This is a genomic window from Protofrankia sp. Cr2 (genome assembly GCF_963555885.1).
Lineage (GTDB): Bacteria > Actinomycetota > Actinomycetes > Frankiales > Frankiaceae > Protofrankia.
In genome coordinates this window covers 5,191-12,320 of the sequence record NZ_CAUVXG010000042.1, presented here as the reverse complement: position 1 = coordinate 12,320, position 7,130 = coordinate 5,191, and the positions used below count along the sequence as shown (strand labels likewise).

4 protein-coding genes are annotated in these 7,130 nt (G+C 69.7%); 2 read left to right on the top strand and 2 right to left on the bottom strand.

The window, feature by feature from the left end; translation table 11 throughout:
• On the bottom strand, positions 1–210 hold a 210-nt coding region (locus U9978_RS17450), incomplete at its 3' end, for a hypothetical protein (RefSeq protein WP_322762207.1).
• A 70-nt stretch (positions 211–280) separates the two neighbouring features.
• On the opposite strand from U9978_RS17450, the gene polA reads away from it, so the two are divergent.
• Both polA and U9978_RS17440 read left to right on the top strand, forming a co-directional pair.
• Positions 281–3,052, top strand: a complete 2,772-nt coding sequence (gene polA / locus U9978_RS17445; protein WP_416211015.1) for a DNA polymerase I — start codon at positions 281–283, stop codon at positions 3,050–3,052.
• Positions 3,053–3,312: 260 nt separating this feature from the next.
• Positions 3,313–6,765: an EAL domain-containing protein gene (locus U9978_RS17440; RefSeq protein ID WP_322762206.1), complete on the top strand. Its 3,453-nt coding sequence runs from the start codon at positions 3,313–3,315 to the stop codon at positions 6,763–6,765.
• Here the strand turns inward: U9978_RS17440 and U9978_RS17435 are convergent.
• Positions 6,703–7,130: hypothetical protein (locus U9978_RS17435; RefSeq protein ID WP_322762205.1), on the bottom strand; the 428-nt coding region annotated here is incomplete at its 5' end. The genes U9978_RS17440 and U9978_RS17435 overlap by 63 nt on opposite strands.

The window sequence follows — 7,130 nt, the reverse complement described above, 5'->3', positions numbered from 1 at the left end:
GACCGTCCCGGGTCCCACTGACAAAGAAGCTAGGACGTAACCGATGCTCGCGTCAACGCGCCGGGCGGACAGTAGCCGTCGGTTGTCGCACAGTGTCTTCCCCGCGGCGTTCCCGGTGGCGTTTCCGGTGACGATCACAACCTTTTTCGCACGGGCACCGCGCTTTCGGCTCCACGTGCCGCAGCGCGCTCCCGGCTCCACGTGCCACACCGCGCACACCGTGTGCGGCACGTGGAGCCGCCGGGGCCGCCGGGGTTGGCGGGCCAAATACACTCGGGTCGTGTCCGCCACATCCGCCGGCGCGCAGCGCCCGCCAGCCCGTGGTTCCGCGCGTTCGGCTGCGAGGTCCGCGTCGGCCGTCGCCCAGCCCGCGCCCGGCGACGGTGAGCCACGGCTGCTCCTGCTCGACGGCCACTCCCTGGCGTACCGCGCGTTCTTCGCGCTCCCGGTCGAGAACTTCGCCACGACGACGGGACAGCCGACCAACGCCGTCTACGGCTTCACCTCGATGTTGATCAACGTGCTGCGTGACGAGCGCCCGACCCATGTGGCGGTGGCCTGGGACCTGCCGACTCCGACGTTCCGACACACCCAGTACGCGGAGTACAAGGCCGGGCGCGCCGAGACACCCGAGGACTTCGTCGGGCAGGTCAGCCTGATCCAGCAGGTATGCGACTCGCTCGCCGTGATCGGGGTCAGCGCCACCGGCTACGAGGCGGACGACGTCATCGCGACATTGGCGACCCAGGGCGCGGCCGTGGGGATGCGAGTGTTGATCGTCACCGGTGACCGGGACGCGTTGCAGCTCGTCACCGACGAGGTGACGGTGCTGATGACCCGGCGCGGCATCAGTGACATGACCAGGTTCACCCCGGCGGAGGTCGAGGCGAAGTACGGTCTCACCCCGGTGCAGTATCCGGACTTCGCCGCGCTGCGCGGTGACCCCTCGGACAACCTGCCGTCGGTGCCCGGGGTGGGGGAGAAGACCGCCACCAAGTGGATCCAGCAGTTCGGGTCGTTGGCCGAGCTCATCGACCGGGTGGACGAACTCGGCGGGAAGGCGGGTGCGTCGCTGCGCGCCCAGCTGGCCAACGTGATCCGCAACCGGACCCTGACCGAGCTCGCCCGAGACGTGCCGTTGGACGTCGCCCCCGCCGATCTTCGGCTGGGGCCGTGGGACCGCGAAGCCGTCCACCAGCTCTTCGACACCCTTCAGTTCCGGACGCTGCGGGAGCGGCTGTACACGGCGCTGGCCACGGTCGAACCCGAGGCCGACGAGGGTTTCGAGGTGACCACGCACATCCTGGGGCCCGGCGAGGTGGCCGGATGGCTGACCGACCACGCCCGTGGCGGGGAGCGCGTCGGCCTGCACGTCCGTGGAACCTGGGGCCGGGGCACCGGCGTCGTCACCGCGCTCGCGCTGGCGACCGCCGGTGGTGCCGGCGCGTGGATCGACCCGGCCGGGCTCACCGGCGACGATGACAAGGCGCTGGCGCAGTGGTTGGCCGATCCTGACCAGCCCAAGGCGGCTCATGACCTCAAAGGCCCCCTGTTGGCGCTTGCCGCTCGTGGCCTGTCCCTGGAGGGTGTGACCAGTGACACCGCGCTCGCGGCCTACCTGGCGCTGCCCGGCCAGCGCACCTTCGACCTGGCTGATCTCGTCCTGCGTTACCTGCGGCGCGACCTGCGCACGGAAGGATCCGACACCGGACAGCTGACCATCGACGGATCGGATGAGGCGGACGCGGCCGGTGCGGACGTCGTGCGGGCACGGGCCTGCCTCGAGCTCGCCGACGCGCTCGACGCGGACCTGGCCCGCCGCGGTGCCACCGCACTCCTGCGCGACGTGGAGCTTCCACTCGTCGGTGTGCTGGCCGTGATGGAGCGGGCCGGCATCGCCGCCGACACCGATCATCTACTCGAGCTTCAGAAGCACTACGGCGCCGAGGTCGTCGCGGTGTCCGCGCAGGCCCATGAGATCGTCGGGCGGCCGTTCAACCTCAGTTCACCCAAGCAGTTGCAGGCGATCCTGTTCGACGAGCTGGGCCTGCCCAAAACCAAGAAGATCAAGACTGGCTACACCACCGACGCGGACGCGCTGGCCTGGCTCGCCACTCAGGCCGACCATCCGCTCCTGGCGGTACTGTTGCGCCATCGTGACGTTGCCCGGCTGCGTACGGTGGTCGACTCGCTCATACCGATGATCGACGATGCCGGCCGCATCCACACGACGTTCAACCAGATGATCGCGGCGACCGGCCGGTTGTCCTCGACCGACCCGAACCTGCAGAACATCCCGATACGCACGGCGCAGGGCCGTCAGATCCGCCGGGCGTTCGTCGTCGGCACGGGGTACGAGACCCTGCTCACAGCCGACTACTCCCAGATCGAAATGCGCATCATGGCGCACCTGTCCGGCGACGAGGGACTGATCGAGGCATTCGCCTCCGGCGAGGACCTGCACACCTACGTGGCAGCCCAGGCATTCGGCCTGTCTGTGGACGCGGTTGATCCCGAGCTGCGCCGCCGGATCAAGGCCATGTCCTACGGGCTGGCGTACGGGCTGTCCGCCTTCGGGCTCGCCGGCCAGCTCGGCATCCATCCCGAAGAGGCCCGTACGCAGATGGAGGCGTACTTCGCCCGGTTCGGCGGGGTACGGGACTTCCTGCGCCGGGTGGTTGAACAGGCCCGTGCCGATGGTTACACGGAGACGATCCTCGGACGGCGCCGTTACCTTCCAGATCTTACCAGTGACAATGCGCAGCGTCGGCAGATGGCCGAGAGAATGGCGCTCAACGCCCCCATCCAGGGGTCCGCGGCGGACATCATCAAGATCGCCATGTTGGGCGTCGATCGGGCACTGCGGGAGCGCCGACTACGGTCGCGACTGTTGCTCCAGGTCCATGACGAGCTTGTGCTGGAGATCGCTGCGGGTGAGCGCGCCGAGGTCGAGACGCTGGTACGGGCCGAGATGGGAGCGGCATACCAGATGTCGGTTCCCCTCGACGTCAGCGTCGGTTGCGGCCTGACCTGGGATGACGCCGCCCACTGACCGCCCACTGTGGCTGCGTACTGTGGCTGCTCACCGTCGGTGCTCGCCCTTAGCGCTCACCCTCGGTGCCCGGCGGTGCAAGTGGTGGCGCCGGGTTACGGTGATGGGGCAGCGTTGTCTCCGGGTCGTGAATCGAAGATTTTTGACCTGTTTGGTCGCTCCCGGTAGTTGTCCGGTAGTTGTCGGGGCCCGGTAGTTGCCAGGGTGGTGTCGCGCCGGGCGGCGGCACCCTACCCCCGACGGCAGGAGGACCGTTCACCATGAGCGTTCCATCCTTCACGGATCGACGGCGATTCCTGGTCATACTTTCCGGCGGGGGCGTCCTCGCCTTCTCCGTCCTTGCGCTGCTTCCCTGGTCGCCGGGGCAGAACCAGCTGGGGACATGGCTGGCCGTGGCGATAAGCAGCGCCAACCTGATCACCGCGCTGTTGCTGGGACGCATCCGGCCGGTTGCCCATCACATCCTGGTGGTGTCCTCGGTCGTCGCGGTCACGATTGCGCTGTGTGACAGTGACGCCGGTAGGGACTCCGATCTTTATTTGCTCTGGTACGCCTGGATCGCCGCCTATGGAGCGATGGTTCACAGACTGTGGGTGGCGGTTGTCCATGCCGCGCTTGTCAGTGCGGGGGCCGTGGCCGGCTTCGCGTTCGAGGGCGACCTCGGTGTCGCGATGCCCGCGGTCGTGATGACCGTCTTCACCGTCACCGGGACGACCCTGGTGGTGTACGGATTCGGCCGCTGGAGCCAGCTGCTGGTGGACCGGGATCCGCTGACGGGGCTCGCGAACCGGGCCGGCCTGGCCCGGGTGGCCCAGCCCGCGATCGCCGCGTCGATCGCCGCCGGTCGCCACGCCGTGCTGGTGCTCCTTGACATCAACCGGTTCCGCGAGGTCAACGACGCCCTCGGTCATGACGCCGGCGACCGGCTGCTGCAGGCCATCGCGATGCAGTTGTGCAGCGTCCCGGTGGACCCCGCGTTCACCGGCCGTATCGGCAGCGATGAGTTCGCGGTCGTCATGTGCGGGGTGGAGCTGCCCGACGATCCCGAGGCCGCACGCGATCAGATGCGGACAATCGGCCGAACAGTGATCAGCCAGATCCTCGGTCCGTTCCGGATCGACGGCGTCGAGGTCGAGGTCGAGGCCAGCGCCGGTGTCGCGGTCGCCCCACTGCACGGCGCGAGTCTTGATGCCCTCCTACCTGCGGCGGACGCGGCCCTGCACGCGGCCAAGCGGGACGGCGAACGGGCCGGTGTCTGGGACCCGGCCATGGCCGGCGTCCGGCCGTGGGAACTCGCCCTGCACGCGCAGCTGCGCGCCGCCGTCGCCGGTGGCGAACTGGTCCTGCACTACCAGCCGCTGCAGTCCGCCCAGACCGGCCGCATCGCCGGTGTCGAGGCACTGCTGCGCTGGGCGCATCCCAATCGTGGTCTGCTGGCCCCCGGAGCCTTCCTGCCGATGGCGGAACGGTCCACTCTGATCATCGATGTGACCGAGTGGGTGCTCAACGAGGCGCTGCGCCAGTGCGCCGACTGGGCGTCGGCCGGCCACCACGTACCGGTGTCGGTGAACCTCTCGGCGCGGATGCTCGTCCGCGAGGACCTACCCGACCTGGTCTCGGCGACGCTGTCCGTGCACGGCCTGCCCGCCGACGTCCTGACGTTGGAGATCACCGAGAGCGCGCTGGTCACCCAGCCGGCCCGAGCCGCGGCGATGCTACGGGAACTGCGCACCCGCGGGGTGAAGTTGTCACTGGACGACTTCGGAACGGGTTACAGCTCGATGGAGATTCTCAAGGCGCTGCCGTTCGACGAGGTGAAGATCGACCGGGGGTTCGTCTCGGATGCGCACGGCAGCCTGCCCGACATCGCGATCGTGCGTACCGTCCTGGAGCTCGGCCATCGCCTGGGGCTGCGCGTCGTCGGCGAGGGCGTCGAGGATGCCCGCGCCCTGCGGATGCTGATGGAGCTCGGATGCGATCTTCTCCAGGGGGAGGCGATCTCGCGGCCGCTGCCTCCCTCGCCCGAGCTGCTGGCGCTGCTGACCGCGCAGGCATGCGCGGTCGTCTCGGCCGTTCCCGGGCCCGTTGCGACGGTGGAGCCCGATCCGGCGGCGGGCCCCGATCGCGTGGCGCGGCCGTTCCCGCCGGAACTCCTCGTGGCCGGACCGGCCGTTGTCAGACCGGCGGACGAACCCGCCCGGATCGCCGCGCTACGGCGGTACGAGATTCTCGATTCCGACAGCGAGCCCGAGTTCGACGAGATCGCCGCGCTGGCGGCCCGCCTGTGCGACACCCCGGTGGGATTCGTCGCGTTCCTGGACACCGACCGGGAATGGTTCAAGGCATGTCACGGCTCGACGGTGACCGAGCAACCGCGCGATGTGTCGGTCAGTCAGTGGGCGCTCGCCGAGACCGGGGTCTTCGAGATTCCGGACACGGCTGCGGACCCCCGCTTCATGCGCCTGGCCGGGATCGGGCCGCGCCGGTCATTCCGTTTCTACGCCGGAGCACCGATCACCACCCCTGATCGCAAGGTGATCGGTCATGTCGTGGCGGTGGACCGTATTCCGCATGCTCTCACCCCCGGCCAACGCGAGTCGCTCGCCGCCCTGGGACACCAGGTCATGCACGTGCTGGAGGCTCGCCGAGCCAACCGGATGCTGGCGGAGGTGACCAGGGCGCTGGGCGTGCTGGACCAGTTCTGGTATCCCGATCACCTGGAGTCGGCCGGGTCGATGGTCGCCGAGGTCTCCCGAGCGCTGCTCGACGCGGATGCGGCCAGCCTGCTGCTCGCTGACCTGCCCGGATCGACGGTGTTCCACGTGGTGGCCACCGTGACGAAGTCGGGCGGGGACGGAGCGACGAAGTCGGGCGGGGATGCGGCGACGCCCGCGCAGCGGTTCACCGGGCGCGACACCGTTGGCATCGGGGCCGTCCTGCGTACCCGGGCGCCGGTGTTCCTGGCCGACGTCGCCTCCTCGACGCTGTTCCCCGCAGATGTCGTGCGGCGGCTCGGTATCGCCTCTGCGCTGCTGGTGCCGCTTCCCGGCGAGGGCGGCCTGATCGGGCTCGTCGTGGCCCGCTGGATGGTCGGGCGGGACGAGGCCGATCAGGCCGGCTTGCGCGCCGTCACCCTGTTGGGCGGTCAGGCCGGGCATACCCTTGCGCGGTTGCGACGGGCCCAGGTCCATGTGCGGGAGATCGGTATCGACCCGGCAACCAGCCTCACCAGCCGCGAGCGCTTCCTGGCGATCCTGCAGGGCCTGCCCGCTCGAACTGTCCTCTGCCTGTTCGCGGTGCTCGGTGCGCCTTCGGATGCGTGTTCGGGCACGTGTTCGGGCACGGGCTGCATCTGTGGTGACGAGCACATCCTCAAACAGTTCGCCGGCCAGCTGCGGGCGGCCGCCGGTCCCGGTGCGGAGCTGGCGCGGTGGTCGCACAACCGCTTCGTCGTCGCCTTCCCGGCTGGGAGCCACACCGGGTCGGACGAGATGATCGCCCGCCTGCGGGTGACATGGGACGGGGAGCCCAGGCCGTCGTTCGTGGTCGGCACCGCGGTGACCGAAGTCGATCAGCCACCGAGCGCCGCTCTGGGTGATGCTGAGAATGCGCTGCGGGCCGCTCAGCGAGCCGTCGGCCGAACCCTGGTGTCACGGGTGAACGGTGGGACGCGCGGCATCGCCGCCGGCGACCGTGCCGGTGCCCGGGCCTGACTGGCCTGACTGGCCGGCGGTGACATCGTGTCGGTACCGGCGCCCCAGCGCGGTGACGAGCACGTCGGCACCCAGGAGCAGGACCGCGATCCAGGACACGGTCGCGATCCGCCCGAACGCCCTGACCCACTCCCCGTCGCTGGGCAGGCCGTGGCGCAGCTGGACCTGGATGACATAGGCGGCGCTCAGAGCCAGCAGGACCGCCGGCCCGAGCGTGAGCAGGGTCCGGCCGCGAGGCACGAGCAGCGCGGCCAGGGTTGCCAGCCCGGTGACGATGGCCGCCACCGGGTTCACCAGTGCCATGGCGATCAGGGCGGCCCCCGCCGCCGCAAACACCGCAACCATGATTGGTACCCGCGGGGCCC

What these genes read in the sequence shown, in the direction of transcription:
- U9978_RS17440 (WP_322762206.1), top strand. Translation starts at nt 3,313, where the DNA reads ATGAGCGTTCCATCCTTCACGGATCGACGGCGATTCCTGGTCATACTT.